Origin of the sequence: Pacificibacter marinus (assembly GCF_018860665.1) — a bacterium.
GTDB lineage: Bacteria > Pseudomonadota > Alphaproteobacteria > Rhodobacterales > Rhodobacteraceae > Celeribacter > Celeribacter marinus_A.
In genome coordinates, this window is sequence record NZ_JAHKPK010000064.1 from 26,282 (window position 1) to 52,586 (window position 26,305).

The 26,305-nt window shown below is 53.5% G+C and carries 27 protein-coding genes and 3 tRNA genes; 6 read left to right on the forward strand and 24 right to left on the reverse strand.

Going from position 1 to position 26,305, the window contains the following annotated elements:
- Positions 1 to 18 precede the first annotated feature (18 nt).
- The 5 genes from KO497_RS17905 to scpA form a co-directional block, all read right to left on the reverse strand.
- Positions 19 to 1,101 carry an endonuclease/exonuclease/phosphatase family protein gene (locus KO497_RS17905; RefSeq protein WP_215945334.1) on the reverse strand — a complete coding sequence of 361 codons (1,083 nt, stop codon included), beginning with the start codon at positions 1,099 to 1,101 and terminating at the stop codon, positions 19 to 21.
- Positions 1,101 to 1,784: a TerB family tellurite resistance protein gene (locus KO497_RS17910; protein ID WP_215945335.1), complete on the reverse strand. Its 684-nt coding sequence runs from the start codon at positions 1,782 to 1,784 to the stop codon at positions 1,101 to 1,103. Before KO497_RS17910 ends, KO497_RS17905 begins: the two co-directional genes overlap by 1 nt.
- 81 nt (positions 1,785 to 1,865) lie before the next feature.
- On the reverse strand, positions 1,866 to 2,357 hold the full coding sequence (locus KO497_RS17915) for a GNAT family N-acetyltransferase (protein ID WP_215945336.1): 492 nt from the start codon (positions 2,355 to 2,357) through the stop codon (positions 1,866 to 1,868).
- Positions 2,354 to 2,974, reverse strand: a complete 621-nt coding sequence (locus KO497_RS17920) for a VOC family protein (protein WP_215945337.1) — start codon at positions 2,972 to 2,974, stop codon at positions 2,354 to 2,356. The genes KO497_RS17915 and KO497_RS17920 overlap by 4 nt, the downstream gene beginning before the upstream one ends.
- Before the next feature lie 122 nt (positions 2,975 to 3,096).
- Positions 3,097 to 5,226, reverse strand: coding sequence for a methylmalonyl-CoA mutase (gene scpA / locus KO497_RS17925; RefSeq protein WP_215945338.1), 2,130 nt, complete (start codon positions 5,224 to 5,226; stop codon positions 3,097 to 3,099).
- 111 nt (positions 5,227 to 5,337) lie between these two features.
- Between scpA and KO497_RS17930 the strand changes: the two genes are divergently transcribed.
- Positions 5,338 to 5,799: a DUF4174 domain-containing protein gene (locus tag KO497_RS17930; RefSeq protein ID WP_215945339.1), complete on the forward strand. Its 462-nt coding sequence runs from the start codon at positions 5,338 to 5,340 to the stop codon at positions 5,797 to 5,799.
- 57 nt (positions 5,800 to 5,856) lie between these two features.
- Here the strand turns inward: KO497_RS17930 and KO497_RS17935 are convergent, their stop codons facing one another.
- Both KO497_RS17935 and KO497_RS17940 read right to left on the reverse strand, forming a co-directional pair.
- Positions 5,857 to 7,854 (reverse strand): acetyl-CoA carboxylase biotin carboxylase subunit, encoded by a 1,998-nt coding sequence (locus KO497_RS17935; RefSeq protein ID WP_215945340.1) that lies wholly within the window; start codon positions 7,852 to 7,854, stop codon positions 5,857 to 5,859.
- Between the two features lie 182 nt (positions 7,855 to 8,036).
- Positions 8,037 to 8,237 (reverse strand): hypothetical protein, encoded by a 201-nt coding sequence (locus KO497_RS17940; protein ID WP_215945341.1) that lies wholly within the window; start codon positions 8,235 to 8,237, stop codon positions 8,037 to 8,039.
- On the opposite strand from KO497_RS17940, the gene KO497_RS17945 reads away from it, so the two are divergent.
- Entirely contained in the window at positions 8,236 to 8,484 is a 249-nt protein-coding gene (locus KO497_RS17945; RefSeq protein WP_215945342.1) for a hypothetical protein, read from the forward strand. The genes KO497_RS17940 and KO497_RS17945 overlap by 2 nt on opposite strands.
- 104 nt (positions 8,485 to 8,588) lie before the next feature.
- Here the strand turns inward: KO497_RS17945 and KO497_RS17950 are convergent, their stop codons facing one another.
- Genes KO497_RS17950 through KO497_RS17970 form a run of 5 tightly spaced genes read right to left on the reverse strand, consistent with a single transcriptional unit; the run spans position 8,589 to position 11,740 of the window.
- The gene (locus tag KO497_RS17950) at positions 8,589 to 8,984 is read right to left on the reverse strand and encodes a hypothetical protein (RefSeq protein WP_215945447.1); all 396 of its coding nucleotides are present in this window, start codon (positions 8,982 to 8,984) and stop codon (positions 8,589 to 8,591) included.
- 19 nt (positions 8,985 to 9,003) lie between these two features.
- Positions 9,004 to 9,408, reverse strand: coding sequence for a RidA family protein (locus KO497_RS17955; RefSeq protein ID WP_215945343.1), 405 nt, complete (start codon positions 9,406 to 9,408; stop codon positions 9,004 to 9,006).
- A 1-nt stretch (position 9,409) separates the two neighbouring features.
- The gene (locus KO497_RS17960; protein WP_215945344.1) at positions 9,410 to 9,817 is read right to left on the reverse strand and encodes a DUF6497 family protein; all 408 of its coding nucleotides are present in this window, start codon (positions 9,815 to 9,817) and stop codon (positions 9,410 to 9,412) included.
- Entirely contained in the window at positions 9,814 to 10,185 is a 372-nt protein-coding gene (locus KO497_RS17965; RefSeq protein ID WP_252729778.1) for a hypothetical protein, read from the reverse strand. The genes KO497_RS17960 and KO497_RS17965 overlap by 4 nt, the downstream gene beginning before the upstream one ends.
- A gap of 22 nt (positions 10,186 to 10,207) precedes the next feature.
- The gene (locus tag KO497_RS17970) at positions 10,208 to 11,740 is read right to left on the reverse strand and encodes an acyl-CoA carboxylase subunit beta (RefSeq protein ID WP_215945345.1); all 1,533 of its coding nucleotides are present in this window, start codon (positions 11,738 to 11,740) and stop codon (positions 10,208 to 10,210) included.
- 216 nt (positions 11,741 to 11,956) lie between these two features.
- On the opposite strand from KO497_RS17970, the gene KO497_RS17975 reads away from it, so the two are divergent.
- Together KO497_RS17975 and KO497_RS17980 are read left to right on the forward strand one after the other, a co-directional pair.
- The gene (locus KO497_RS17975; RefSeq protein ID WP_215945346.1) at positions 11,957 to 13,171 is read left to right on the forward strand and encodes a multidrug effflux MFS transporter; all 1,215 of its coding nucleotides are present in this window, start codon (positions 11,957 to 11,959) and stop codon (positions 13,169 to 13,171) included.
- A 131-nt stretch (positions 13,172 to 13,302) separates the two neighbouring features.
- Entirely contained in the window at positions 13,303 to 14,700 is a 1,398-nt protein-coding gene (locus tag KO497_RS17980; RefSeq protein WP_215945347.1) for a helix-turn-helix domain-containing protein, read from the forward strand.
- Between the two features lie 86 nt (positions 14,701 to 14,786).
- On the opposite strand, the gene KO497_RS17985 is transcribed toward KO497_RS17980, so the two are convergent.
- The 7 genes from KO497_RS17985 to KO497_RS18015 all read right to left on the reverse strand — a co-directional run bounded on the left by KO497_RS17985 (position 14,787) and on the right by KO497_RS18015 (position 18,199).
- Positions 14,787 to 14,863: transfer RNA gene (locus KO497_RS17985), tRNA-Asp, on the reverse strand.
- A gap of 61 nt (positions 14,864 to 14,924) precedes the next feature.
- Positions 14,925 to 15,001 (reverse strand) — tRNA-Asp (locus KO497_RS17990).
- 198 nt (positions 15,002 to 15,199) lie between these two features.
- Positions 15,200 to 15,275 (reverse strand) — tRNA-Val (locus KO497_RS17995).
- Positions 15,276 to 15,451: 176 nt separating this feature from the next.
- Positions 15,452 to 16,168: a thermonuclease family protein gene (locus KO497_RS18000; protein WP_354668134.1), complete on the reverse strand. Its 717-nt coding sequence runs from the start codon at positions 16,166 to 16,168 to the stop codon at positions 15,452 to 15,454.
- A gap of 160 nt (positions 16,169 to 16,328) precedes the next feature.
- On the reverse strand, positions 16,329 to 16,571 hold the full coding sequence (locus tag KO497_RS18005) for a YdcH family protein (protein ID WP_215945348.1): 243 nt from the start codon (positions 16,569 to 16,571) through the stop codon (positions 16,329 to 16,331).
- An 87-nt stretch (positions 16,572 to 16,658) separates the two neighbouring features.
- Positions 16,659 to 17,555 (reverse strand): DMT family transporter, encoded by an 897-nt coding sequence (locus KO497_RS18010; RefSeq protein WP_215945349.1) that lies wholly within the window; start codon positions 17,553 to 17,555, stop codon positions 16,659 to 16,661.
- Between the two features lie 41 nt (positions 17,556 to 17,596).
- Positions 17,597 to 18,199, reverse strand: coding sequence for a LysE/ArgO family amino acid transporter (locus tag KO497_RS18015; protein ID WP_215945350.1), 603 nt, complete (start codon positions 18,197 to 18,199; stop codon positions 17,597 to 17,599).
- Between the two features lie 86 nt (positions 18,200 to 18,285).
- Here KO497_RS18015 and KO497_RS18020 point away from each other — a divergent pair, with 86 nt between their 5' ends.
- Positions 18,286 to 19,164, forward strand: coding sequence for a LysR family transcriptional regulator ArgP (locus tag KO497_RS18020; RefSeq protein ID WP_215945351.1), 879 nt, complete (start codon positions 18,286 to 18,288; stop codon positions 19,162 to 19,164).
- Positions 19,165 to 19,217: 53 nt separating this feature from the next.
- On the opposite strand, the gene KO497_RS18025 is transcribed toward KO497_RS18020, so the two are convergent.
- From KO497_RS18025 to mgtE, 5 genes are all read right to left on the reverse strand, one after another.
- Positions 19,218 to 19,961: a YebC/PmpR family DNA-binding transcriptional regulator gene (locus KO497_RS18025; RefSeq protein WP_215945352.1), complete on the reverse strand. Its 744-nt coding sequence runs from the start codon at positions 19,959 to 19,961 to the stop codon at positions 19,218 to 19,220.
- Positions 19,962 to 20,070: 109 nt separating this feature from the next.
- Positions 20,071 to 21,852 carry an SLC13 family permease gene (locus KO497_RS18030; RefSeq protein ID WP_215945353.1) on the reverse strand — a complete coding sequence of 594 codons (1,782 nt, stop codon included), beginning with the start codon at positions 21,850 to 21,852 and terminating at the stop codon, positions 20,071 to 20,073.
- A 138-nt stretch (positions 21,853 to 21,990) separates the two neighbouring features.
- On the reverse strand, positions 21,991 to 22,803 hold the full coding sequence (locus KO497_RS18035; protein ID WP_215945354.1) for a TIGR00282 family metallophosphoesterase: 813 nt from the start codon (positions 22,801 to 22,803) through the stop codon (positions 21,991 to 21,993).
- A 71-nt stretch (positions 22,804 to 22,874) separates the two neighbouring features.
- Positions 22,875 to 23,444, reverse strand: coding sequence for a 5-formyltetrahydrofolate cyclo-ligase (locus KO497_RS18040; RefSeq protein ID WP_252729779.1), 570 nt, complete (start codon positions 23,442 to 23,444; stop codon positions 22,875 to 22,877).
- A gap of 20 nt (positions 23,445 to 23,464) precedes the next feature.
- On the reverse strand, positions 23,465 to 24,856 hold the full coding sequence (gene mgtE / locus KO497_RS18045) for a magnesium transporter (RefSeq protein WP_215945355.1): 1,392 nt from the start codon (positions 24,854 to 24,856) through the stop codon (positions 23,465 to 23,467).
- Between the two features lie 133 nt (positions 24,857 to 24,989).
- Here mgtE and guaD point away from each other — a divergent pair, with 133 nt between their 5' ends.
- Positions 24,990 to 26,300, forward strand: a complete 1,311-nt coding sequence (gene guaD, locus KO497_RS18050) for a guanine deaminase (protein ID WP_215945356.1) — start codon at positions 24,990 to 24,992, stop codon at positions 26,298 to 26,300.
- Positions 26,301 to 26,305 lie beyond the last annotated feature (5 nt).

The following is a 26,305-nucleotide window of genomic DNA, read 5'->3' on the forward strand; positions in this document are numbered from 1 at the left end:
CGCTTTTGAGTTCAGGTTTCATCCATTCTTTGTATCCAAATTTTCAGTCCTCAGATCCAAATCCAAAGTCACCGGAAAATGATCGGACGCAGCCAGCAAAGCGTCACGCAATGCGACGTCCTCGTAACATGCGCGATCATCAAATGGATGCCAAATCCGCCATCTGCCCATTGGTGCCAAGTCCTTTGACACCATGATATAATCCAACAAAGCTGATAGATAACGGTTTTCATGCCGAATAAAGAACCGCGATGTGGTGGGCGCGGCACTGGCACGTGGAGCCATCGCCATCCGCGCATGGGGATCAAACAAGCGCTGATCTTCCGCCCTGCGCCCCACTCCTTCACCAATCACAATCTCCAAACCTGAACGCCCGAACAAGGCTTCGAATTCATCCAACCCGGGCCCGTCGTTAAAGTCCCCAAGCACAATCAAAGGATCGCCTGCACTCAAATGCCGCTCGATCCGTTCACGCAACCAAATGCATTGTGCCCTCTGCTTGCGACGGTTTTCGATTGAAATACGGATTTCTTCATCACGATTTCTGGCCCCATGCGGCGCTTTCGATTTCACATGGACGCCGATCATCCGAAAGGCAAATCCCGTCGCGCGCACTTGCATCGCCAGCTCCAACGGAGGCTTGGAAAAGGAAATGGGATCGCGGCTCATGTCAGTGTCTATATCGAGGTGATAGACCGAGTTGAACATCGGTGGGCCATCATTGACATCACCTAGACCCGCATCCTCCACAGGTATCCCACGCGGATCGTGCTTAGCTCGCAAGATCAACGGATCATAGAGCAGCGCGATTTCTTGTTGGGTATCATTGAGAAAGCCGGTTGTGACAGCGCGGGCGCGTATGCCTGAAAAATCCGCAAATTGTTCAAGGGCTTGCACTGTGTCACGCTTGCGCGATGTATCTGGCGCTTCAATAACCATGATCGCATCAGCGTCCAGAGTCCTGAACACCTTTGCCAAAGCGTGCAATTGATCAATGCGCTTAACATCATGACGCCGCGACCAAGCGTCATCTAACAGTGGCCTGCCTTGCGCGTCAAATAGCGCGTCAAACCATTCCACATTATACGTGGCGATACGCACTAGCTTGCGCGTTCCAAAGCGACATCATCCCACGCCCCGTTAATCTCTGCCAAGCGTCGCGTTGCCATCTGTACCGCTTCTTGAGGCACTCCGCGCGCGATCATTTTGTCAGGGTGTGTTTCACGCACAAGATCTTTATAGGCCATTTTAATATCCTCAATGGCCATGTTCGGATCAACGCCTAAAATATCATAGGGGTCGCGTTCGGCATCAGGCACAAAGCGGGCCCGAATGATACGAAATTTACGATCACTGATCTCGAAAATCTCAGCCACGCGGTGTAAAAATGCGTCCTCATTCGGGTGGTATTCACCATCGGCCATCGCGATGTGAAACAGCCCGTCCAACAGATCAAGCAGCGGCGTGCAATTGTCTCCATACATAGATTTCACCCGTTTGGCGTAATCTTCGAACCCTGCAACATCTTGGCGGGCAAGATTGAACACACGCCCCGCTGCGACTTCATCTTCGCTGGAAATATCAAACACTTCGCGAAAAGCCGTGACTTCGTCGCGTGTCACTTGCCCGTCAGCCTTGGCCATTTTTGCCCCTAAAGCGATCACAGCAATGGCAAAGCCCACGCGTTGTTCGGGTTCAGATCGCAGACGATCAAAAACGGCAGACAGGCTTTCGCCTGCGCGCAACGCCGCGATGGCGTCTAATATGCGGAACCAAATGGACATGAAAAGACCTTAGCGAAAAGACGAAAGACTGTCAGGTCACAAACTCATGACGGATTGCCACAGGCGCAGATACGCTGAAATTCACAGCATCTTTTGCATGAAAAGTGCATCCAGCCAGCGATCAAACTTAAAACCAGACTGCGGAATGCGGCCAACCTCTTTGTACCCAAGCGCTTCGTGAAACGCGATGGAAGCTGTGTTGTCGGCATCGATCACACCGATCATCGATTTATGTCCCGCCTCGCGGGCGTGTTCTTCGATGGTGATCAGTAAAATGCGCCCGTATCCACGCCCTTGCGCGGCATCACTTAGGTAAACCGAATGCTCCATTGTATGCCGATAGCCGTTGTTCGAACTGCGAAACTGATCATAGGTGGCGTATCCAGCGACTTCGCCGTCGACTTCTGCCACATAGAATGCGCGCCCTTCTTTGAGGCGGTCCTCGATCAAAGCCGCCCAGTCGTCAACGCTACGCTCCACCGACGAAAAGGTTGCTGTCGATTCCTCAACTTCAGGCTTCATGATCGCCTTGATGGCGCGCGCGTCTGCCGGTGTTGCCGTACGAAGTGTCATGCGATCCAAATCTCCCCTGAGGCTGATCCAATTTCTGCTTGCAAAGATGCCACGGGGCCTTCGCCAATAGATACATGTTCCATCGCCTGCACAAAAGGTGCAAGAGCCGCGCGTAAATCAGTTGCGCTTGGATGTGTCAATTTCAAACGACGCAACCGTAGGTCTCGGTGCGGCAAGTGCACTGTAGGGTGCGATGATTGCCATTCAATAAAGGTCGGAAAGCACCCGTCGAACAAGGGCTTTCCATCATCAGGCACCAACATACGCCACGCATAATCGCCGCGTTCAAACGACATGATCCGTCCCACGGTGGCCGGCGCACGTTCCCATGCTTCATTCAGATCATCGCAGCGGATCACCCAATTTGACAGCTTTGGCGCGCCGCCAAAATCGTCCAGTCCGAACCAACGCGCATGATCAGGTTTTGGGGCCTCGGGGTCGACAGAGATCACTTCGATATATGATCCAACATCAAGGCGTGCGATGTGATTCTGCGTGCCCATAAGCGCATGTTTGCCACGGGCTTCCAGAGGCACATCCAAAAGCCCTTCCGCCCAAAGGCGTCCTTGGTTTAATTCGGAAGCGCAGACCACCAAGTGGTCTAATTCATACGGCATGGGTCACCAAAAATAATATGCTTAATCGAACGGCAGAAACGTGGTGCCGTTTTCGGGTATGGTGCCCCTCTAGCAAGAGAATGAAAAGTGCAAAAGGGTCTGCGACCTCACATGCCCATTTTTTATGCTTTCGCGCCGCCAATCAATTCCAGGATCTCACGCGCGGCCACTGGAATATTCGTGCCGGGCCCAAAGATCGCTTTGACCCCCGCCTCTTTCAAAAAAGCATAATCTTGCTGCGGAATGACCCCGCCGCAAATTACAATAATATCCCCTGCCCCTTGCGCTTTGAGTTCATTGATCAATTTCGGTGCAAGCGTTTTATGCCCTGCCGCTTGTGACGAAATGCCGATGATATGCACATCATTGTCGATGGCATCTTGTGCGGCCTCGGCTGGGGTTTGGAACAAAGGCCCCACATCGACGTCAAAGCCGATATCGGCAAATGCAGTGGCGATGACTTTTGCACCGCGATCATGACCGTCTTGGCCCATTTTAACCACCAGCATACGAGGGCGGCGCCCTTCATTTTCAGCAAAGGTTTCTACGTCTTTCTGAATTTGCGCAAAGCCCGCATCACCTTCATAGGCGGCACCGTAAACGCCCGCCAAAGTTTTCACTTCTGCGCGGTGACGCCCAAATGATTTTTCCATTGCCATCGAAATTTCCCCAACAGTGGCCCGTGCTCGTGCGGCCTCAACCGCCAAGGCTAAAAGATTACCTTTGCCAGTTTGCGCTGCCGCTTCCAAATCGGACAGAGTTTCTGACACCAAGGCATCGTCGCGTGTTTCGCGGATTTTCTCAAGCCGCGCCATTTGGCTCAGGCGCACGGCGACATTGTCGACATCTAAAATATCAATCGGATCTTCATTGTCTTTGCGGTATTTGTTCACGCCCACGATCACCTCAGTACCACGATCAATCAAGGCTTGGCGTTTGGCGGCAGATTCCTCGATGCGCAGTTTCGGCATGCCGGTGTTGACGGCCTTGGTCATACCGCCCATGTCTTCGACCTCTTCCATCAAAGCCCATGCTTTATCTGCCAATTCTGCGGTCAGGCTTTCAACGTAGTAAGAGCCCGCCAGCGGATCGACCACATTGGTGATGCCTGTCTCTTCTTGCAAGATCAGTTGGGTGTTGCGCGCGATGCGGGCAGAAAATTCAGTCGGCAAAGCGATGGCTTCATCAAGCGCATTGGTGTGCAAAGACTGCGTGCCCCCCAGAGCCGCTGACATCGCCTCATATGCGGTGCGGATCACGTTGTTGTAAGGGTCTTGCTCTTGCAGTGACACGCCAGAGGTTTGGCAATGGGTGCGCAACATTTTGGATTTTTCCGATTTTGGTTCGAATTCATCCATCACCCGCGTCCACAACAAACGCGCCGCACGCAGCTTGGCCGCTTCCATGAAAAAGTTCATACCGATGGCAAAGAAGAACGACAGACGTGGCGCGAATTTATCGACATCCATACCCGCCTTGATCGCGGTGCGTACATATTCGCGCCCGTCGGCCAAAGTGAACGCAAGCTCTTGCACCAAATTCGCGCCCGCTTCTTGCATGTGATACCCGGAAATCGAGATCGAGTTGAATTTTGGCATCTCATTGGCGGTATATTCAATGATATCTGCGATGATCCGCATTGAGGGTTCAGGCGGATAAATATAAGTGTTGCGCACCATGAACTCTTTGAGAATATCGTTTTGAATGGTGCCCGCAAGCAGCGCTTTGTCGTGGCCTTGCTCTTCACCGGTCACAATAAAGGACGCGAGAATCGGGATCACAGCGCCGTTCATCGTCATGGAAACAGAAACCTTATCCAGCGGGATACCGTCGAACAGAATTTTCATGTCTTCCACGCTGTCAATCGCCACGCCAGCTTTGCCGACATCGCCCTCAACACGCGGATGATCACTGTCATAGCCACGGTGGGTGGCCAAATCGAAGGCAACCGACACGCCCTGTTGGCCCGCATCCAGTGCTTTGCGATAGAAGGCGTTTGATTCCTCGGCTGTGGAAAAGCCCGCGTATTGACGAATGGTCCAAGGGCGGCCTGCATACATCGTCGCTTTCACACCGCGTGTGAACGGGGCCTCGCCCGGCGTGTTGCCAAGATGGGGCAAGTCTTTGATGTCGTGCTCATCATACAGCGGCTTGACCGTGATGCCTTCAAGCGTTTCCCACGCGAGGCTGTCCACAGGTTTGCCGCGAAGCTCTTTGCTGGCAAGCTCAGTCCAGAGTTTTCTATCGGTCATGAAAGGTTCCTTTCAAACGTGTGTGACTGCAGGGCCATTGCAGCAAAACACTTGGTGGTAATCTTGGTAAATCCTGCAAAGGGCCCTATATAGAAAGGAACCGGAGGATCGATGAAACACATATTTCTCAGCGCCCTAGGCGCAGTTCTTATCAGCGTAGCGCCTGCAGCCTTTGCACAAGAGACGCCCGTTTTGGCACCCCTGTCGCAAGATGCAGAGGGCCTGGCCTTGGCGGATTTCAAATGGATCAACCGCGTCGTGGTGGTTTTTGCCGACAGTCCGCTTGATCCAAGTTTTCGCCAACAAATGGATCTGCTGGCAGAGCGACCAGAGCGATTGTTCGAGCGCGATATCGTTGTGCTGACCGACACCAATTCTGATACCTTGAGTGATGTGCGCAAAACACTGCGCCCGCGTGGGTTTGCTTTGGTTGTTGTCGACAAAGACGGCACTGTGTTGTTGCGCAAACCTGACCCGTGGGATCTGCGCGAACTGACACGCGCCATCGACAAAACACCGCTACGCCAACAAGAAATCCAAGACATCAAAGACGCCGCCCGCGCCGCGCGATAGGCTGCGGTCACGTGCGGGGCTTTATGCCCATGAATTGATGCGACGGCGGTCATGGGGTTATTCAAACTCCATGATCACTTCATCGACTGCCAAGCTGTCGCCTGCACTTGCGTTGATTTTGGACACCACGCCTTTGCGCTCTGCGCGCAGGATGTTTTCCATTTTCATCGCCTCAACAGTACACAGCGTTTGCCCCTCTTGGATTTCATCCCCAACAGCCACATCGACGCCCACGATCAACCCTGGCATTGGGCACAAGAGCAATTTGGACGTATCCGCAGGTACTTTTTCAAGCATATACTTCGACAATTCTGCCGCACGCGGACTGCGCACATAGACCGTCAAATCAGCCCCACGATTGCGAATGCGGAAACCGCCCGCCACTTTGCCCACTTTCAACGTCACCTTTGCGTCATCAATCGTCACCACGGCCAAGGTTTGTCCTGGCACCCAATCGCTCTCAATACGCATCACCTGATCGCCCAGAGTGACGTTTGATCCGGTTTTATCGGCATCAATACTGACAGGGAAATCTTGATCACCGATCTGCACAACCCAATCCGTGCCAACAATGCGTTCATGGTTGTCCATACGGCCAGAAATGCGTGTGCGCCGAATTTCAGCCACACGGTACATCGCCGCACTTGCCGCCGCGATTTTGCGCAGTTGCGCGTCACTCAGCAAAGCACCCTCAAACCCGTCGGGGTATTCTTCTTCGATAAAGGCAGTGGTGATATTGCCAGAGACAAAGCGCGGGTGATCCATCACCGCAGACAAGAACGGTAGGTTATGCCCGATGCCTTCGATCTCGAACGCATCCAAAGCATCGCTCATGTGATCAATAGCCTCCGCGCGCGTTGGCGCCCAAGTGCAGAGTTTCGCAATCATCGGATCGTAATACATCGAAATCTCGCCGCCCTCAAAAACACCCGTATCATTGCGCACAACGCGGGTATCTGACACGCTTTCGGCAGGCGGGCGATATTTGCTCAAACGGCCGATTGAGGGCAAGAAATTGCGGTAAGGATCTTCGGCGTACAAACGGCTTTCCATCGCCCAGCCATTCATTTGCACGTCTTCTTGTTTGATGCCCAAAGGCGCGCCAGCGGCGATATTGATCATCTGTTCGACCAAATCGATACCGGTGATCAGCTCGGTCACAGGGTGTTCCACCTGCAAGCGGGTGTTCATTTCAAGAAAATAGAAATTGCGGTCACCATCGACGATGAATTCCACAGTCCCAGCCGAGGCATAATCCACCGCTTGCGCCAAAGCGACAGCTTGTTCACCCATGGCTTTGCGCGTGGCCGCGTCCAAGAATGGGCTTGGCGCTTCCTCGATCACTTTTTGATTTCGGCGTTGGATCGAACACTCACGTTCTTGCAAGTAAATGCCATTGCCATGAGTGTCGCAAAGCACTTGAATTTCGATGTGGCGCGGCTGGGTGACGAATTTCTCTATAAAAATACGATCATCGCCAAAGGACGACGCGGCCTCGTTCTTGGACGATTGAAACCCCTCGCGCGCCTCGGCGTCATTATAGGCCACGCGCATGCCCTTGCCGCCGCCACCAGCGGAGGCTTTTATCATCACAGGATAGCCGATTTCGCTAGAGATTTTCACGGCTTCATCAGCGTTCTCGATCAGCCCCATATATCCCGGCACGGTGCTGACATTGGCGTCCTGTGCGAGTTTTTTCGACGTGATTTTGTCGCCCATAGCTTCAATCGCACCGACAGGTGGCCCGATAAAGGTCACGCCTTCAGCTTTCAACGCCTCGGCAAATTTGGCATTTTCAGACAAGAACCCATAACCAGGATGCACAGCTTGCGCGCCTGTTTGGCGTACAGCCTCCAAAACCTTTTCAATCACGATATAGGATTGATTGGCAGGCGCAGGCCCGATGTGAACCGCCTCATCCGCCATTTTCACGTGCAGCGCGTTTTTATCTGCATCCGAATAAATAGCGACGGTTTTGATCCCCATTTTCTGCGCGGATTTTATGACACGGCAAGCGATTTCGCCTCGGTTGGCGATCAGAATTTTATCGAACATGTGCTCTCCCTTTCTTTCTTCATATCGCTCTGCCCGACACATATGGTGATGCGGCCAACGATGGTATTTCAAATCACGCGCATGAAAAAAGGCTCCCGAGCTGGCCAGCTCGGAAACCTTGTTTTGCATAACGCCCGAGTCCGCCAAACGGCGCACTCAAAGCCAAATCTGTAGACTGTTTTTTAGCGACAAACGCCTGCGTCGTCGCACAGCGCGCCAGCAGCTGCGCCGCCAAGCGCGCCCACGGCCGCATTGCCACCTGTCGCATCCGCAACAAGCGCGCCAGCAAGGCCACCCGCGATGGCGCGTTCTGCGTCGTTGTCCAAACAACCGGCAAGGGCTGTGACTGAGATGAGGGCGAATGTAAGAAGTGATTTGCGCATGATTTTACTGCTCTTTGTTGTGTTGCACTTACTTTCAGTCTGCCAAAAAAAGCAGCCCGAGAAAAGTAAAATCCACAGACATGAACAGTTTCGGCGAAAGGCAGCGCAAAACGCGCAGGATCACCGAAAGAAAAAGAAAGAAGGCAAGGACCGCACGCATCGGGCGCAATCCTTGCCCCAAGGGAAGGGTCGTAAGAACGTCGTCTATCTGAGCGCGCAATTCTCAAAGCGCACCGGATATCAATAGGATGAAAGACCGCCATCAAACGCGCAAGCCCTGCGTCAAAAGCCCCCCCAATACGGGCAGACTTTTGCGCAATGGCGTCATATGACAGCGACAATCCGCGCATCCTACCAAGGCTCCTCATCGGTTTCAGCATCCGCATCAAAGGGATCATCTGCCACGAACAAATCAGGGAACGTCACTTGGGCAATCTTGACATTGACTTGGATCATCGCCTCGTAAGATGCAGGGTCAAAGTTGTCAGGATCAGCGGGCACGATTTCACGCCCCCAAAACCAAGACAAACGCCCCGCATCCAAATTGCCGCGTTCAAACGGTTGATCGCCGAACATCTCCCAAATCGCGGTGAGAAAGGCCGCATCCACGCGTTTGTCGACAGGCTTGCGATCCTTGAAACGTTCAAGTGCTTTGAGCGGCGTCACGCCTTTTGGATTGGCGCGGCGCAACGTAAATTGATAATCCGAGCCGGGAAAGCGCCCGGGAAAGCCCTTGTGTTTGGGCATGTAATCTTTGGGTGGCATGTTATGCGTCCTCCTGCGGTCTGCGCGCGATCAGGTCGATCTCGACCAAAGCGCCAACAGCCAGAGCGGTCACGCCCACCGTGGTGCGTGCCGGAAGCTGGCCTTCGAGGAAATAACTTTTGTAGGTGTCATTGAACAGCGCGTAATCACGCTCGAATGCGGTCAAAAAGCACCGACATTGCACAACATGACTTAAATCCAGATCCAACTCGGCCAATATCAGCGCAAGATTGTCCATCACACGCCGCGTCTGTGCTTCGATGCCATCGGGCAAAGGCGCATCTGGGGCATTCGGATCGGTGGGCATCTGCCCTGTCAAAATCACCCAACCGTCGTCTTCGACAGCATGGGAAAACGGCGCAACAGGACGCGGGCCTTTGTCAAATAGGTGGAACTTAGGAGCCATCTTAAAACGCCTCCCATTCGCAAACTGTGCCCGCTGGGCGGTAGGCTTCGAACACCTGTGCCACGTCTTGCTCGACGGAACCGAAAACAGTTTCACGTTCTGACAAGGAAATAACGATCATCGACGGTACGGGAGCGGCGATACGTGGCATCGCGTAAGTATCGCACAAATACGCCATATCGGCTTCAAGCTCATCATAACTCAAGGCAGCCAGCGTTTGTGGCAATTCGGGCGCAACGAAACGAAAGCGCGCGGTCAGCCCTGTGGCGGGACGGTCCAACATACTTTCAAAAAAAGTAACCGGCTGACCAGAAGGGACAGTGATAACATCTAATTCTCGAGGACTTAGATCGGCATGCGCCGCTGAGGCGACTGACAGTGACAGCGTAAAAAACAATGCAACTTTCATGCTGCGACCCTCCGTGCGCTGCGCACCCATCTGGCGCGGCGATCGGGGCAGTCTAGCATCTCTGACACCAAAGCCTCAGACCGCAGCTTTGGAAAACACCCCATGACGGCGCCGCCTGCGGTAATTTCCAAATCATCGCCCTGCGCTTTGACCTGCACCACGGGCGCAAAGCCGCGCAAAGATTGCAACACACGCCACATATCCTGTCGCACTTGCGTGGCAATCCGGCCTTTGCGCAAGTTCCCACCGCCTGAAATCACGGTTTTCGCCGCGAAATCAAAGCGTGCAGGCAAACGGCGAGACAGCGTCAGGCCCCCGTCATCCGCGCGCAGCATATGCCACTGTTGATGCATTCCAGTTTTTCCCATGATGTCCTCACATTATCCCAACTTACAAAGGGATATTGTCGTGCTTCTTCCACGGGTTTTCGAGCTTTTTATTGCGCAGCGATGCAAATGCCCGCGCCACACGTTTGCGCGTGGACTGTGGCTGGATCACTTCATCGATAAATCCGCGCTCTGCTGCGACAAATGGATTGGCAAAGCGGTCTTCGTAATCAGCCGTATGAGCCGCGATTTTTTCCACGTCATTCAAATCACCACGATGGATAATTTCAGTGGCCCCTTTGGCGCCCATCACCGCGATTTCCGCTGTTGGCCATGCATAATTAAAATCACCGCGCAGATGTTTTGACGCCATCACGTCATAGGCCCCGCCGTAAGCTTTACGTGTGATAACAGTGACTTTCGGGACCGTTGCTTCGCCATAAGCGAACAAAAGCTTAGCCCCATGTTTGATCACGCCGCCATATTCTTGACTGGTGCCCGGCAAGAATCCAGGCACATCCACCAGTGTCAAAACAGGGATTTCGAAGGCATCACAAAAGCGCACAAACCGCGCTGCCTTTTTGGAACTGTCGATATCAAGACAGCCTGCGAGCACCATCGGCTGGTTCGCCACGACGCCAATGGTTTGGCCTTCGATGCGAGCAAAACCAGTGATGATATTTTTGGCATGTTCGGCTTGGATTTCATAAAAATCGCCTTCATCGACAACTTTGTGAATCACTTCCTTCATATCGTAGGGCGTGTTCGCATTGTCAGGAATGATCGTATCAAGCGACAAATCAATGCGCGCGGGGTCATCAAAGAACGGACGCACAGGCGCTTTTTCGCGATTGTTCTGCGGTAAAAAATCGACCAAGCGGCGCACTTCGATCAAGGCTTCCACGTCATTTTCAAAAGCGCCATCCGCAACGGATGACTTTTTGGTATGGGTGGACGCACCGCCCAGTTCTTCGGCGGTGACCACTTCATTGGTGACAGTTTTCACCACATCAGGGCCCGTCACAAACATATAGGACGTGTCTTTCACCATGAAAATAAAGTCCGTCATGGCAGGCGAATAGACCGCACCGCCGGCACAAGGCCCCATAATTACAGAGATTTGCGGCACAACGCCAGAGGCCATGACATTGCGCTGGAACACTTCGGCGTAGCCCGCCAAAGACGCCACACCTTCTTGAATGCGCGCCCCGCCGGAGTCATTGATGCCGATCACAGGCGCGCCGTTTTGCATCGCCATATCCATGATTTTGCAGATTTTCTCTGCGTGTGTTTCAGACAATGAGCCGCCGAATACTGTGAAATCTTGAGAGAACACATAGACCATACGGCCATTGATTGTACCCCAGCCTGTGATCACCCCATCGCCCGCAGGCTTTGATTTTTCCATACCGAAATCGGTGCAACGATGGGTTTTGAACATGTCAAATTCTTCGAAACTGCCTTCGTCCAGCAAAAGCTCGACCCGTTCGCGCGCTGTCAGCTTGCCTTTGGCGTGCTGTGCATCGATACGGCGTTGCCCCCCGCCCAAACGGGCGTCAGACCGACGATCATGAAGTTCTTGAATGATATCTTTCACAGGTAGGCTCCTCTTCGGCTTATCCCACCTTAGCTGTGTGACCAGCGCGAACAAAGCAAAGTTTGGCAGATTTGCAAAGGATGCAAAGACCACCTCGCGCTAATTGCAAAGTCGCAAACCACCAAAACTACAGCTGGCGCAAACATGACGAACCCCTGTGCAAATGCGCGCCAAGATTGCAGTGGACGCGCGCCCTTTCGCTTCTATGGTGAGCCGATGAACACACATTCAAAAATCCGTTTTTTAGACCGGACCACACCGCCGCACATTCTGACATTGGTACTCATGGCTGGAATTTCCGCCATGACGATGAACGTATTTTTGCCCGCCCTGCCAGAAATGACCGAATATTTCGATACGAATTATGTGTATATGCAGTTGTCCATTGGCGTCTTCATGGGCATGAACGCGGCGTTGCAACTTGTTGTTGGACCGATGTCAGACCGTTTTGGCAGGCGCCCTGTCGCCCTTATTGGCGTATTTTTGTTTATCATTGCGACCTATGCCGCGATGCAGGCCACCACAATTCAGGCGTTTTTGATCCTGCGCGGCGCACAAGCGGGCGTCGTCACGGCGATGGTACTATCACGCGCAGTTGTGCGTGATGTCTATCCCGGCGCAATAGCCGCCAAGATGATGGCCTATGTGACCATGGGCATGTCTTTGGTGCCAATGGTCGCGCCGACAGTTGGCGGTTTTTTGGCCATGGCTTTTGGCTGGGAAAGCACATTTTGGTTGCTGTTGATGTCAGGCTTAGCTTTGCTTGCGTTAATTTATTTCGACATGGGGGAAACCGCGCCGACATCCAGCGGATCGTTTCTTGATATGGCAAAAGGCTTCCCTGACCTACTGACATCACAGAGATTTTTGGGATACGCACTGTGTTCCGCCCTTGCCTCTGGTGCGTTCTTTGCCTTTTTGGGCGGCGCGCCGTTTGTTGGCGTGCAGATTTTTGGCATCTCTGAAGCCGCCCTCGGCATGGGGATCGGTGCGCCCGCCATCGGATACTTTTTTGGAAACTTTCTTTCCGCACGCTACTCGGTGCGTATTGGCATGAACAAGATGTGCCTCATCGGCACTTTGATCACCTTCGCTGGCATAGCCCTATGCGCCTTGTTGGTTTACACTGACCACATCACCGTCTTTTGGTTCTTTGCTCCCATGGTTCCGCTTGGCTTTGGCAACGGCTTGACGATGCCCAACGCCATCACTGGATCCATGTCTGTACGCCCTAAACTGACGGGCACAGCCGCGGGCCTTGGTGGCGCAATGATCATCGGAGGCGGCGCAGCCTTATCCGCTTTTGCGGGAACATTTATGTCCGTGGATCACGGTATCCTACCGCTGTTGATGATTATGATGATAGTGTCCCTACTGAGCATCATCGCGATCCTTTGGGTCATCCACAGGGAGCGCACCTTGAGCCTGTAAAGCAAGGCCTCTCGCACAGCACAGACTGAAAGCGTGCATAAGTCGCACCACCAACCAAAGACTCCCCCTTGCGCACAAGGTTTGCAAAAGCGATGCTAGACATACGCAAAGATGCAAATATGTGAGGTTCCATGGCTCAGCAGAAACTCTACGCTGGCGCAAAGCTACGCGAAACGCGCACCCGTTTGGGGCTGACCCAACGGGCGTTTGCGGAAAAGCTCGGAGTGTCTTTGCCTTACCTCAACCAAATGGAAAACAACAATCGACCTGTATCTACAGGCGTTGTTTTGGCCTTGGCACAAGAATTCGGCTTTGACGTGACTGAGCTGTCGACAGGGGACGCCGAACGCATGGTCACAGATATGCGCGAGGCGCTGGCCGATCCGGTTTTTTCCGACGGCGCACCACCTTTGGCTGATTTACGCTTAGCCGCAAGCAACGCGCCCGCACTCGCGCGAGCATTTCTAAAGCTGCACAGCGCCTACAAACAAGGCTCAGAGCGATTGGCTTCACTCGATGATGCCTTGGGGCGCGATGACAGCCCCGCGCGCCCGTCGCCGTGGGAAGAGGTCCGTGATTTCTTTCACTATTGCGACAATTACATTGATTCCATTGACCGCGCGGCGGAACATTTTGCCTGCCCCAACGGCAAAGCGCGCGACGCGGCAGCGGCCGCAATTGACGTATTGCAATCGCAAGGCATCCACGTCCGCTACAATTCAGACAACGTGCGCCATTTCGACAAAGAGCGCGGCATACTATCGCTCTGCGCACGCACATCAAAGGCCACGCAAAGCTTTCAAACTCTTCACCAATTGGCGTTGCTAACGCAGAATGATTTGCTAGATGCAACATTGGATTTGGCGCGCTTTCACACCGAAGACGCGCGTAAAATTGCGCGCATCGGTCTGGCCAATTACTTTGCGGGCGCGGCCTTATTGCCCTACGCTGATTTTCTCGCGGCAGCAGGTGAAACACGTCACGATCTAGAAATGCTTGGCGACCGCTTTGGAGCGTCGATCGAACAAGTCGGGCATCGCCTGTCCACACTGCAACGCGTTGGCGCAAAGGGCATCCCATTCTATTTCGTGCGCGTGGATCAAGCCGGCACCATCACCAAGCGGCACTCGTCCACACGGCTGCAATTCGCGCGCTACGGCGGAGCCTGCCCCTTGTGGAATGTACACCAAGCCTTTGAGACACCGGGGCGATTCTTGCGTCAGCTGGCTGAGACACCCGATGGCGTGCGCTATCTTTCGATTGCGCGTGATGTGTCTAAATCTGGTGGGTCGTTTCATGCGCCGGTGCGGCGATATGCGGTTGGACTGGGCTGCGAAATAAGTCACGCGTCCGATTTGGTCTATGCCGATGATTTGGATGTGAAAAACCCGAATGCCTATGAACCCATTGGCATTTCATGTCGCATTTGCGAACGCAAAAATTGCCACCAGAGATCTGTACCACCCTTGGAGCGCGCACTGACCATTGACCCTGACAAACGCGGCACCCTGCCCTATTCAATTGATTGAATGGGGCTTGAGCCCTTTGGCGTAGCCCCCAAAAGGGCGGCCATAACCATTCAACAACATATTGACATCATGAATAGAATGGAAAATGGCGCGGTTGACGGGACTCGAACCCGCGACCCCCGGCGTGACAGGCCGGTACTCTAACCAACTGAGCTACAACCGCGCATTGCCTTTCGGCTATTTCCTGCCTCACTTCGAGGCGCCTCATAAGAGACAAGGTAGCGTGGCGCGGTTGACGGGACTCGAACCCGCGACCCCCGGCGTGACAGGCCGGTACTCTAACCAACTGAGCTACAACCGCTCGCTACCATTTCGACGTTACCGCCGAGACGTTGTGGCGTTCTATGGCTCGACGGGCTGCGCGTCAAGCGCCATATGCACGAAATGTGAGTTGGTTTGTAAAAAAAATGTTCGCCCTCAAATACTGGCGCCACAACAGAAGCTAAAGACAAGCAGAGTGCCTGACGCAATGTGGATAGATTATAAAACAAAGGGGGAATGGTGGGTCGTGAGAGGCTCGAACTCCCGACATCTTCGGTGTAAACGAAGCGCTCTACCAACTGAGCTAACGACCCGGTGAGGGCGATTTACCGAATGCATTAGGCAGACACAAGAGGCTTTGTGCAATTAATGTGAACTTCTTTTCATATCCCACTCATTTCTTAACGTAATTTTTTGCAGACGGGTCTGAAAATTATCAAAAATATGATTATAAAACAGTAAGATATGAACAATCGCCACACCAAAGGGCTTAGCTGCGCGCCGCACGCCAGCCTGCGGACTTCGCATCTTTTTCGGAACAAAACCACCGCTCGCCCTGCCCTTCATTGATCCGCGTGCCATCATACCAGCGTGACCCCGGTAGGTGGTACAAGCGCCCCGATTTTGAAATGTTGCCCTTGATGGTGCAGCCCTTTGGGCTTGGGGTCTCTGCTGCCGCTTGTCGCGCCTGTGTCGCGGCCCGTTTGTCGCTACGATACTCAGATGGCGCCTGAACCCCAGACCGCCACATACCAACAGCCATACGGCGCGCTTGGACTTCATGGCTGACGTAATCACGAGAGTATTGCGCATAGGCAAAGGCAGCGCCCTTGGCAACCATCGCAGCATTCACATCGACGCCTTGGGCGAAACACGTCCCAACAATGCGCCCATAGCGATCGATGTCTTTTTGCACACAAGTGATAGTGCCTGTCGCAAGCCGCTCAAGCGCCGCTTTCGACCACTGCCCGCAGGTCCAAATGGCACCGTGCATGTCACTACAGGTTTGCGCAATTTCAGGTGCGTCAATCCCATGAAGACGAATTTTAACTTCGCCCAATGCGAGCGTGTCTCCATCAATAATACGTGCTGCGCCGGTAAATCGAGGTTCGTTGCTTTGAGGCACACCATTTTGAGGTCCAGAGACCGCAACATTTGGGGATTGCGCAGCCTCTAACCCGCCTGTTTTCACAGAAGGAAAAGCCACACCGAGCCCCACCACGGCCGAAAAGACCACAGCATATTGTATAATACCCCATCTCACACCTCAGTATGTGGGGTAAAACAAGAACAAGCGCAAGGGACATCTTACTGTACGGTTAACATGCTCTCATTAATTTGGTATCACATCGCCCATTCGGCGTACCTTAGGCCGTCGCGATGAGCATCTGATACAACGCGTCTTTCAAAGCCATGCGTTTTTTACGCAATTCCGCCTGAGCCAGATCATCCATGGGCTCAACATCCGTCTCAGCGCGGTGCACTTCGCGGTTAAGCTCATGGTACTCTTCCATCTGACGTGCGAAATGCGCGTTAGAGGTTTTCAACGCAGAGATTTTATCTGCAAGTTCGGGAAAATCAGCGGACAATTCGTGTGGCGTATTGGACATGGGGGCGTCTCCTTTTGATCCATTCTTGGCCCAACTATCCAGCATTTCAGACCGCCAGACCTTGATTGGGATCAACCCGAGAAACGTTTAATGAAGCGCTTTTGCTGATTCCATGCGACTTTTGGTGCGGGCTTCACGAATCGTAATGAATGTGACCGAAGCCATGATCATAAGACCGCCGAAGATCACAAAGCTATCAAAGCCTTCACCGAACAAAGCCGCACCAAACACTGTGGCCCAAAGCAACTGCAAAAACGAAACAGGCTGAATGACAGACTGCGGCGCACAGGCAAACGCGCGTGTCATACAGTAATGCGCCAACGTGGCGAAAAAGGATGTACAGAACAGCAACACAAGTTCAAGAAATGTCGGCGTTTGCCAAACAGGAATGACCAAAGGCAACAGCAGCAGCGGCACAATTGTCGACAGCATAAAGACGACAACTGTGGCCGGCACGCGGCGCGACAAGGCATTGGCGAACAGATAACTTCCCGCGCCCGCGATCGGTGTAAACATCATCGCGATATGGCCGGGATCAAGCTCACGAAACCCAGGGCGCAATACGACAAGCCCGCCAATAACAGCAACAATCAACGCGATAATGCGCGGCGCTGCGATTTTTTCACGAAAGAAAAACACCGCGCCAATTGTGACATAAATCGGGTTCATAAAGTTCATTGCGGTAACTTCGGCGATGGGAATACGCGTCATCGCATAGAACCACAACAACACAGCGATCGTATGGATCACACCACGCCCCACCATCAAGCCGACGATTTCGCGCGTGTAGACCACAGAGCGGACCATTTTGATCATTGGTATCAAAAACACCAATCCCAAGACAAAGCGCAAAAAAGCGACTTGAACCACGGGCAACCCTGTGCCCACGTATTTGATCAAGACATTCATCGTGACGAAACTGATGGTGGTGATCGACATCCAAAGGATGCCTGCGAGGGGTCTGGATTGTGCAGATTCTGTCATTCGGCGAACATCTGCCTTTGCCCCCAAAAGCACAAGTGACCTTAGGCGCTAACACTCAAATTTAATGCTATGGACCACATGATCAGGCAGATGGCCCCGTCCAAAACCCGCCACGACATCTCTTTGGCAAAAAGCGGCGCAAGCAAACGCGCACCAAAGCCAAGCGCAAAAAAGAACACTGTCGATCCCGTCACAGCGCCAAATGCAAACAGGCCAGACGAGCTACCAAATTCAGTCGAAATCGCGCCCAAAAGCACCACAGTATCCAAGTAAACATGCGGATTCAGCCATGTCAGCATCAAACAGGTGGAAAGCGCAGCCGCCAAAGATTGGTTGGCGCCCCCAGCAGGCATCAAATGTTGTCCACCGCGCCACGCAGAACGCAACGCAAGCCCGCCATAGACCGTCAAAAACACCACCCCGCCCCAACGCATCACCGGCAAAGCCAAAGGCATCGCAGTAGCGATCCAAGATGATGCAAAGACGCCGATGCAAATAAGAATCGCATCAGACAGCACGCAGATCATGACGACAGGCAAAACATGCGCACGCCGCAGACCTTGGCGCAAAACAAAGGCATTTTGACTGCCAATTGCTACGATCAAAGACAGGCCTGTGATAAATCCGGTGATGGCTGCGTACATGGTGTATTCCTTCGCTTCGCCGACTGTCTAGCGCGCCATAAAAGTTAGTGATAGTAAATATTGCTAATACAGATGAAGGAACTCTAATGCTAGATTATGCAAGCCTCGACGCTCTCGCAGCCGTTTTGCGTGGCGGGTCTTTTGATCATGCGGCCAAGATGCTTGGGGTAACGCCATCAGCGATTTCACAACGCATCAAAGCACTTGAAGAACGTCACGGATGCGCCTTGGTGATACGCGGCACGCCCTGCACAGGTACAGATATCGGCAAACGTTTGGCGCGGCACGCCGAAGATGTCGGACTGTTGGAAGCCGAGCTATCGCAAGATATCTTTCCAAACGCTGCGACCCCGAAAACCGTGCGTATTGCCGTGAACGCCGACAGTCTTGCCACATGGTTCGTCGATGCGCTCGCCCCTGTTGAGGGCTTGATGTTTGATCTGGAAATCGATGATCAAGATACAGCTGGGGATTGGCTCAAACGTGGTGAAGTCGCCGCAGCAGTCTCGTCGCACGCGGGTCCGATTGCGGGCTGTGACAGCTTTGCTTTGGGCGCGCAACGTTACCGCGCCACCGCATCGCCCGACTTTGCGGCCAAACACTTCCAACAGGGGATCACGGCACACAGCCTGAGCGCCGCACCGGCGATGATCTACAGCGCGAAAGATCAATTACAAGACACTTGGGTGGAACGCCACATAGGGCGCAAGCTCGCCCTGCCCCATCACCGCCTACCGTCAACACAAGCGTTTTTAGATGGCGCGATTGTAGGGCTGGGCTGGGGCTTAAACCCTGAACACTCTTTTCAAGCGGCACAGGCCAAAGGGCAACTGTGCGAGCTGATCCCAGACACGCCGCTGGACATCGATTTATATTGGCATGTCTCACGCGCGGTCAAAACACCTTTACGCGGATTAACGGCCTCTGTGCGCAAGGCTGCACGTGCTGCGCTGGTCCAGTCATAAAAAAGCCCCGCGCGGAAAACCGGCAGGGCTTTGAACTAAAAAGAAAGCAAGGCTTAGCCGAGCTGTGCCATAACCTCGTCAGAGGCCTCAAAATTCGTGGTGACCGTTTGCACGTCGTCATCATCTTCCAAAGCATCGACAAGCTTCATCAACTTTTCCATGCCTTCAAGATCAAGTTCGGTTTGGATATTTGGCTGCCAGATCAACTTGGTGCTTTCAGATTCGCCCAATTCAGCCTCAAGCGCTGTTGAAACTTCGTGCAGGTCTGTGCCTTCACAGGTGATCACGTGACCCTCTTCTGTGCTTTCGACATCTTCCGCACCCGCCTCAATCGCCGCCATCATCACGGTGTCGGCATCGCCAACGGATGCGGGGTAAGTGATCGAACCTTTGCGGTCGAACATAAAGCCAACAGAACCGGTCTCACCAAGGTTGCCACCGTTTTTAGAAAACGTGGAGCGCACGGTTGAGGCGGTGCGATTGCGATTGTCTGTCATGGTTTCCACAATCACAGCAACACCATTTGGACCGTAGCCCTCGTAACGGATTTCGTCGTAGTTTTCTGCATCGCCGCCAATGGCTTTTTTGATCGCGCGATCAATCACGTCTTTAGGCACAGAAACAGATTTCGCCTCTTTCACAGCCATACGCAAACGCGGGTTTTTATCGGGATCAGGGTCACCCATTTTGGCAGCCACGGTGATTTCCTTGGCCAGCTTAGAAAAGAGTTTCGAGCGTATTTTGTCCTGACGACCTTTACGGTGTTGGATGTTTGCCCATTTTGAGTGGCCTGCCATGAGGAGCCTCCGCACTAGAATTTCAGCTTTGCACCCGTATAGGCGATGCAGCCCCTGACCTGCAAGGCCACGGGGGCAGTCTAAATGTGCAAAGGGGCTGTAATTCTGCTTAAAGTGGCCACAAAAACGGGATCACAGCTGAGGCCAGCAAGCCGATTGAAAGGTTCAACGGAATGCCCACCTTCATGTAATCGGTGAACTTGTACCCACCTGGACCATAAACCATAGTGTTGGTTTGATAGCCGATTGGCGTGGCAAAACTGGCAGAGGCAGCCACCATGACAGCCACAACAAGACCGCGTGGATCAAGCCCCATTTGATGTCCCAAAGCGATGGCAATCGGCGTGACAACCACCGCCACCGCATTGTTAGACACCAGTTCGGTCAACACAGAAGTCATCAAATAGACGGCCCAAATAACAAAGAAGATCGGCAAGCCGTCAAGCAAAGGTGCAACCCATCCGACAATCATCGTGACAGCACCTGAGGCCTGAAGCGAAGCCCCCACGGCCAACATCGAAAAGATTAATGTCAGCAGGCGAATGTCGACAAAAGAAAACGCTTCTTCGGCGTCGATACAGCGCGTCACCAAAACGACAGCGACGGACACCACAGACAGCATCAAAATCGGAGCCACACCAAGCGCGGCCAAAATCACGATCGAAAACATCGCAATCAGTGCAATCGGCGCATGGGACCGATGATAAGCGCGTTCCGTCGGTTTGGACACATCGCCCAAATCCATATCAGACGCGAGCCTTTGAATATCCGCAGGCGCGCCCTCAATCAGCAATGTGTCCCCGACGCGCACGACAAGATCATTGATCTTTTGGCCGACATTTTGATTGCGCCGATGCACAGCCAAAACGTAAATCCCGTAACGACGACGCAATCGCATCGAGGTCAGTGAACGTCCGACCATTTTACAGCCCGGCGTGATCAAGGTCTCAACGGTGGTGGTTTCAACGGCAGAAACCTGATCAACCCGCTTAAGCGATTTATCGCGTTGCAGGCTCAAAAGTTCTGAGATTTTTGAGCGCAAAATGATGCGATCTCCGACCTCTAGAACGACACCATTCAACGCGTGACGCAGCGAATTGTCCCCGCGCACGACGTCAATCAACCGCACACCTTCGCGCTTAAACAACTGGACATCCAAAACCTCGCGCCCGATCAAGTTGCTATCGGGGGGTACGATGGCTTCGGTGAAAAACTTCATCTTGGCGCGCGAACCGCTGAGCATATTGGCCAAACTGTCGCGTTCCGGCAATATATGCCGCCCGATAAAATACAGATAGATCATGCCCCAAACGACGATGATCATCCCTAAGATAGAGACCTCAAAAATTGTGAACGGCTCAAGCCCTTCGGCGCGCGCGACACCATCAACAAGCAAGTTTGTCGATGTACCGATCAACGTCATCGTGCCGCCCATAATAGCGGCATAAGACAATGGGATCAAAAGCTTAGACGCAGACACTCCCAACTTGGAACTCAGTTGAACAAAGACTGGGATCATCACAACCACAACAGGCGTGTTGGCCACAAAGGCCGATAGAATCACAACTACGCCCAAAAGCATCGCGATAGACAAAGAAGGGCGTTTTTCTGCATGCAGCCCAGCAAGACGCGTGAACCATTCCAACCCGCCAGTGCGCACCAATGCGCCCATGACAACAAACATCGCGGCGATGGTCCAAGGCGCTGGGTTAGACAAAACGGCCAGACCTGCGTCATAAGGCAAGATGCCAAAGACAATCATCAAAGCAGCGCCAGCCAAGGCCACCACCTCAGTCGGAAAAACCTCGCGCACAAACAGCACGAACATGAAACCGACCACCACCAAGGACACAATGGCTTGTGTCATCGGATCAAAATGAAAAATCTCCATGCCGCCTCAATATCCAATTGCACATATTGTCCATAATGGACGCGGATGCAAAGACACTACAAGCGGCAAAATGCCCTTATGAGGCCCGAGCCAGCAAAACGGTGAGAAAAGTCACAAAGTCCGGTCGAAAGATCACCGCTATGGATGGCTTTGTTCCAACCGTCCGCCATGACGAATTTGTTTCACTCGCGTGGCCAAGCCTGTGCGATCATCGGTTTCGACATAAACACCTGATAGGGTTGCCTCGCCTTTTGCCGGCTCGAAACGTCCCTTCGACATGCCAGTGATGAAGCGGCGTAAAGGTTCGGCTTTGTCCATGCCAATCACCGAATTGTAATCGCCGCACATGCCTGCATCCGTCAAGTAAGCCGTACCGCCCGGCAAGATCTGTGCGTCGCCGGTACACACATGTGTATGCGTGCCGACCACGACAGAGGCTTTGCCATCGCAAAAATGCCCCATGGCCATTTTCTCAGATGTGGCTTCGCAATGCACATCGATCAAAGCGGCTTGAATTTGACCACCCAATTTGTGACGCATGAAAACCTCGTCAAGCGCTGAAAACGGATCATCAAAGGCGCGTTTCATGAACACCTGACCCAATATTTGCGCGACCAAAATACGACGCCCACGAGCATCTTCAAAGATGCGCATGCCACGCCCAGGGGCGGTTTTGGCGAAATTTATCGGACGAATAATCCGCGTTTCCGTTTCGCAAAATTGCATCATGTCGCGTTGATCAAATGAGTGATCGCCAAGGGTCAAACAATCAACACCTGCGTCCAACAACAATCGGGCGTGATCCGCAGACAGCCCCATGCCATTGGTGCAGTTTTCACCATTGACCACAATAAAATCGAGCTTCCACTCTTTACGCAAAGTGGGAAGCCGCTGGATCACCGCATCGCGCCCCGCGCGACCGACGATATCGCCGAGAAATAGGATTTTCATGGCCACGACTTACCTGCCCTTGCCCCCCAAACGCAAGCCCTGCGTGACGGACAGACAGGCACAGTCGCGTGTCAAAGGGTGAAAACTTCGTTCTCGGTGACAATTGCGTTCAATGGCACATCATAGCGCGACGTCGGAAAATCCGCCATTTCTTGCCCGCTATAGGCAAATCCAACGGCAAGAATATCGCGCTCGGCACGCAATTTGGCCAAGGTGCGATCATAAAACCCGCCACCATAGCCCAATCGATGCCCCGCGCGATTGAATGCCACAAGCGGCACGATCAGCACATCCGGCACGACAGGTACAGAACGCTTGGGCACCGATGCCCCAAATGCACCGGGAATCATCTCTGTGTCAGGTGCCCATAGGTCAAACCGCAACGGTGCCGCTTTAGCTTCGACAATTGGCACTGCGACAGGGCCATGCTCAGATAACGTACGCATCGCAGCCAGCGGATCGATTTCCGATTTGATCGGCATATAGCCTGCGATCACTTTACCGTAATGCGGCACCAAAAACGTCGCCAAAAGCTGTGATGCTACCCCCGTATGACACCGGTCGCGCGTATGAACAACTTCGCGCTGCGCCAGCGCACGTTTGCGTGCTATCGCTTTCAGATCGACGCTCACATCACTCAATGCTCAAACCCTTTCGCAGCCTACAACAAAAATGTCGCAGCCAGCCCAAGGAACGCGAAAAAACCGACGATATCCGTCACAGTGGTTACAAACGCGCCAGAGGCCAAAGCAGGATCGACCCCGATCCGCTCAAGCACGACAGGCACACCTATACCAGCAAGTCCCGCAACCACCAAATTGATCACCATGGCCACGGCAATAACACCGCCCAGCGCCAGAGATCCGAACCAAACAAGACCGACCACCCCCATGATAACGGCGAATATAAGCCCGTTCACAAAGCCCACCAACACTTCACGACGGATAACCCGCCAGACGTTAGCACCAGTCAAGTCGCGTGTGGCGATGGCGCGCACTGCCACGGTCAGGGCTTGTGTACCGGCGTTGCCGCCCATGGAAGCCACGATGGGCATCAACACAGCCAAGGCGACCAGAGCCGTGATTGTCCCTTCGAACTGAGCAATGACCAATGACGCCATGATGGCCGTCAACAGGTTCACCCCCAGCCAAGGCAAGCGCTGTTTGACCGTATCAAAAACGCGGTCAGTCAAGGTGCCCTCACCGACCCCCGCCAGACGCAGAATGTCTTCTTCATGTTCTTCATCAAGCACGTTCATCGCATCATCGATGGTGATTACGCCGATCAAACGGTCGTCTTCATCCACGACAGGTGCTGAAATCATATGGTATTGGTTGAACGCATAGGCCACATCGGATTCGCTCTCGTCAACGCGAAAGGTACGAAACCCCGGCTCTAAAATATCATTCAGTTTTTGCGCCCGTGGCGCGCCCAAAATTTTACCCAAAGTCACATGACCGATAGGATGCAACAAAGGATCAGTGATCACCATATGATAGAAATCTTCTGGCAATCCTTCGGCTTCGCGCATGTAGTCAATGGCTTGGCCAACAGTCCAGTGTTCAGGCCCCATCACCACCTCGCGCTGCATCAAACGCCCTGCCGAGAACTCAGGGTAGGACAAAGATTGCTCGACGGCGACACGATCTGCGTCCTCAAGAGAGGCCAGAATGGTTTCTTGCGCCCCTTCTTCAAGATCTTCGATCAGATCGACAACATCATCCGAATCCAAATCACGTACAGCGTCTGCCAAGACCTCTGGCCGCATAAGGGCGATGACTTCTTCGCGGATACCATCATCGATTTCCGATAGAATCTCACCGTCAAGCTCGCGCCCGTACAATTCGATGATCCGTCGACGATCAAAGGCGTTCACCTGCTCCAAAATATCGGCGATGTCGGCCGCGTGCAGCGGTTCCATCAGCGCGACAAGTTGCGCTTGGTCCTGAGTTTCCAGCGCAAAAATAATCGACGACAACAGGCGCGGCGCTAGTACATAGGCATCCTCGTCATGGGGGTCGTTTTGTGTCTCGGGTGTTGTCTCTTCGACCATAATGTGCTCGCGGTCTTTTAAGGTGCCTGTTTTACAGACTTTACGTCACGATGGCCCAGAGAAACAGAGGCAAGATCGATTTACCTTCGAAAATCATCACCCTAAACTGCAGCAACACAGATCGGAGCCTTCTATGATCCCTCATGCCCAAAAAGACTGCATCATCGCAGGCCAAATCCTATCATTTCACGGCGATCCATTTGTGATGCCGCCGACCGAGGCCGTCACGGTGCGCGCGGCTGCGCTGCAGATCGCGGATGGGCGCATCAAAGACATCGCGGATCTAGCGGCCTTGCGCGCCAAGCTCCCCGATTTGCCCGTGATTGACCATGGTGACGCCCTGATCACGCCGGGGTTTGTCGATGCTCATGCACATTACCCGCAAACAGGGATCATCACCTCATGGGGCAAGCGGCTGATTGACTGGCTCAACACCTATACATTCCCCGAAGAACAGCGGTTTCACGATGCTGCCTATGCCCGCGAGATCGCAGCACTTTACTTGGATTTTCTGCTCAGCAATGGCACGACCACCGTCACATCCTTTTGCACCATTCACCCCGAATCTGTAGAGGCCCTGTTTGAAGCGGGTGAGGCACGCGGAATGCGCATTATTGCGGGTAAAACCTGCATGGACCGTGACACAGCCCCCGAAGGCCTGCGCGACACGGCACAGACGGCCTATGATCAATCGAAAGCACTGATTGAACGCTGGCACCAGAAAGCCCGCGCCACCTATGCGATCACGCCACGATTCTCGCCAACCTCGACGCCTGAGCAGCTTGAAGCACTCGGTGCCTTATGGGCTGAGAACCCCAGTTGCTTGATGCAAACCCATTTGAGTGAACAGACCGACGAAGTCGCTTGGGTCAAGTCTCTATACCCCAAGGCGCGCGACTATTTAGACACCTACGAACAATTCGGCCTGATCGGAAAAGGCGCTTTGTTTGGCCACGCGATTTACCTAGAGCCGCGCGAAATCGCCCGCCTGCAAGACACTGGCAGCTCGCTAATCCATTGCCCCACGTCCAACACGTTTATCGGCTCAGGTCTGTTTGACATGGCCGCGCGCAAAGCTGACAGGCTGCGTGTGGGCCTCGCCACGGACACAGGCGGTGGGTCGAGTTTTTCGATGTTACGCACCATGGCGGCAAGTTATGAAATCGGCCAATTGCGCGGCACGGCCTTGCACCCTGCTCAGCTATTGTGGCTCGCCACACGCGGATCATCCGAATCCCTGCATCAAGAGCACCAGATCGGCAGCATTGCTGTCGGGCTTGAAGCCGATTTGACGGTGATCGATTTGGCCTCGACCCCCGCCATCGCTCAACGCGCGCGGCGATCTACAGACGTCTGGGAAGCAATTTTCCCGACCATCATGATGGGGGATGATCGGGCTATTGTCGAAACCTATGTGATGGGGCGGGCGATGCGCCCCACCTAACACGC

What these genes read in the sequence shown, in the direction of transcription:
- KO497_RS17910 (WP_215945335.1), bottom strand. Translation starts at nt 1,784, where the DNA reads ATGTCCATTTGGTTCCGCATATTAGACGCCATCGCGGCGTTGCGCGCA.
- KO497_RS17915 (WP_215945336.1), bottom strand. Translation starts at nt 2,357, where the DNA reads ATGACACTTCGTACGGCAACACCGGCAGACGCGCGCGCCATCAAGGCG.
- KO497_RS17920 (WP_215945337.1), bottom strand. Translation starts at nt 2,974, where the DNA reads ATGCCGTATGAATTAGACCACTTGGTGGTCTGCGCTTCCGAATTAAAC.
- scpA (WP_215945338.1), bottom strand. Translation starts at nt 5,226, where the DNA reads ATGACCGATAGAAAACTCTGGACTGAGCTTGCCAGCAAAGAGCTTCGC.
- KO497_RS17930 (WP_215945339.1), top strand. Translation starts at nt 5,338, where the DNA reads ATGAAACACATATTTCTCAGCGCCCTAGGCGCAGTTCTTATCAGCGTA.
- KO497_RS17935 (WP_215945340.1), bottom strand. Translation starts at nt 7,854, where the DNA reads ATGTTCGATAAAATTCTGATCGCCAACCGAGGCGAAATCGCTTGCCGT.
- KO497_RS17945 (WP_215945342.1), top strand. Translation starts at nt 8,236, where the DNA reads ATGATTTTACTGCTCTTTGTTGTGTTGCACTTACTTTCAGTCTGCCAA.
- KO497_RS17940 (WP_215945341.1), bottom strand. Translation starts at nt 8,237, where the DNA reads ATGCGCAAATCACTTCTTACATTCGCCCTCATCTCAGTCACAGCCCTT.
- KO497_RS17950 (WP_215945447.1), bottom strand. Translation starts at nt 8,984, where the DNA reads ATGCCCAAACACAAGGGCTTTCCCGGGCGCTTTCCCGGCTCGGATTAT.
- KO497_RS17955 (WP_215945343.1), bottom strand. Translation starts at nt 9,408, where the DNA reads ATGGCTCCTAAGTTCCACCTATTTGACAAAGGCCCGCGTCCTGTTGCG.
- KO497_RS17960 (WP_215945344.1), bottom strand. Translation starts at nt 9,817, where the DNA reads ATGAAAGTTGCATTGTTTTTTACGCTGTCACTGTCAGTCGCCTCAGCG.
- KO497_RS17965 (WP_252729778.1), bottom strand. Translation starts at nt 10,185, where the DNA reads ATGGGAAAAACTGGAATGCATCAACAGTGGCATATGCTGCGCGCGGAT.
- KO497_RS17975 (WP_215945346.1), top strand. Translation starts at nt 11,957, where the DNA reads ATGAACACACATTCAAAAATCCGTTTTTTAGACCGGACCACACCGCCG.
- KO497_RS17980 (WP_215945347.1), top strand. Translation starts at nt 13,303, where the DNA reads ATGGCTCAGCAGAAACTCTACGCTGGCGCAAAGCTACGCGAAACGCGC.
- KO497_RS18005 (WP_215945348.1), bottom strand. Translation starts at nt 16,571, where the DNA reads ATGTCCAATACGCCACACGAATTGTCCGCTGATTTTCCCGAACTTGCA.
- KO497_RS18010 (WP_215945349.1), bottom strand. Translation starts at nt 17,555, where the DNA reads ATGACAGAATCTGCACAATCCAGACCCCTCGCAGGCATCCTTTGGATG.
- KO497_RS18015 (WP_215945350.1), bottom strand. Translation starts at nt 18,199, where the DNA reads ATGTACGCAGCCATCACCGGATTTATCACAGGCCTGTCTTTGATCGTA.
- KO497_RS18020 (WP_215945351.1), top strand. Translation starts at nt 18,286, where the DNA reads ATGCTAGATTATGCAAGCCTCGACGCTCTCGCAGCCGTTTTGCGTGGC.
- KO497_RS18025 (WP_215945352.1), bottom strand. Translation starts at nt 19,961, where the DNA reads ATGGCAGGCCACTCAAAATGGGCAAACATCCAACACCGTAAAGGTCGT.
- KO497_RS18030 (WP_215945353.1), bottom strand. Translation starts at nt 21,852, where the DNA reads ATGGAGATTTTTCATTTTGATCCGATGACACAAGCCATTGTGTCCTTG.
- KO497_RS18035 (WP_215945354.1), bottom strand. Translation starts at nt 22,803, where the DNA reads ATGAAAATCCTATTTCTCGGCGATATCGTCGGTCGCGCGGGGCGCGAT.
- mgtE (WP_215945355.1), bottom strand. Translation starts at nt 24,856, where the DNA reads ATGGTCGAAGAGACAACACCCGAGACACAAAACGACCCCCATGACGAG.
- guaD (WP_215945356.1), top strand. Translation starts at nt 24,990, where the DNA reads ATGATCCCTCATGCCCAAAAAGACTGCATCATCGCAGGCCAAATCCTA.